At 35.2% G+C, this 1,257-nt stretch carries 1 protein-coding gene and 1 pseudogene; one reads left to right on the forward strand and one right to left on the reverse strand.

Going from position 1 to position 1,257, the window contains the following annotated elements; all coding sequences use genetic code 11:
- Positions 1–202, reverse strand: a pseudogene (locus IHO13_RS05940) (septal ring lytic transglycosylase RlpA family protein); the annotation flags it as partial.
- A gap of 26 nt (positions 203–228) precedes the next feature.
- Between IHO13_RS05940 and IHO13_RS05485 the strand changes: the two are divergent.
- A partial coding sequence (locus IHO13_RS05485) for a UDP-N-acetylmuramate--L-alanine ligase (RefSeq protein WP_225538631.1) occupies positions 229–1,257 on the forward strand: 1,029 nt, incomplete at its 3' end.

Genomic DNA, 1,257 nt, shown 5'->3' on the forward strand with positions numbered 1-1,257 from the left:
TACCATGATCTTCCATCCCATACCACGATGCTACTCCTATTTCCTCGTAATGGTTACAGTGTTTGGGATAATAAGTTACCCCATTTATTGTGTAGCTATTGCCAATTTTATAATGGCCTACGGCATCATCGCACCTTCTGCGAAAACCGCAACTACTTATCAAAACAAATATTAGGAATAAAAAAGCTAGATTTTTTATCATTGTATTTAGTGAAATGGTTCGATACCATGGGGATTTTAAATTATACTATAATAAATTTAGTAATTAGTAAACGTCTACTGCTAAATATGAACAATACTCGAAAAGAAACAATACATATAATCGGTATAGGTGGAATTGGAATGAGCGCAATTGCTGAAATTCTTCATAATTCTAATTATAAAGTCCAAGGCAGTGATATGCAATCAAATGACAATGTAGATAGGTTACAAAAGCTAGGTATAGAAGTATATATTGGCCACAATGCCAATAACATCAGGCAAGCCCAAGTGATCGTGCATTCTTCTGCGATAAAATCCGACAATGTGGAGTTAATTGTCGCAAGAGAGAATAATAAAACCATTTTGCATAGGTCAGACATACTTGCTGAGATTATAAAAGATAAATATGTGATAGCAGTTTCAGGTTCAAGTGGAAAGACGACAACAACGGCTATGATTGCCTCTATTTTTAACCACTCTGGTACCGATGCAGCTGTAATTGTGGGAGGAATATTAAACTCCTATCGAAATAACTCAAAACTTAGCAAGAGTGACATTTTTTTGATTGAGGCTGACGAGTCTGATGGAACTATGTTAAAAATCCCTGCAAATATTGCTGTCATAACGAGTATCAACGACGATCACATAGACCATTACAGTACATTTGACAATCTCAAAAATGCATTTTCCCAATTTGTAAATGAAGCAGATTCTGCGATTTTACCTGATTCCGTAGACATCAATTGCGATACAGGCAATTCTATAACGTTTGGGTTTAAAAATGGTAGCATAAGAGCCAGCAACATTAAACAGCATGTTAGCAACATAGAATTTGATGTGTTGATTAACAATAACCACAGAATAAAAAACGTAGTACTATCAAACGCAATAGGAATACATAAAGTCAGCAATGCTCTGGCTGCAATATCGGTTGCAGTAAAGCTTGGAATTAGCGATTCGGACATTAAAAAGGGTCTTTTGGAATTTAAAGGAGTAGCAAGAAGATTTTCTTTAATCGCTGATGTTAAAGGTGTTAAGTTAATTGAGGATTATGCC

Source organism: Wolbachia endosymbiont of Mansonella perstans (assembly GCF_020278605.1).
GTDB lineage: Bacteria > Pseudomonadota > Alphaproteobacteria > Rickettsiales > Anaplasmataceae > Wolbachia.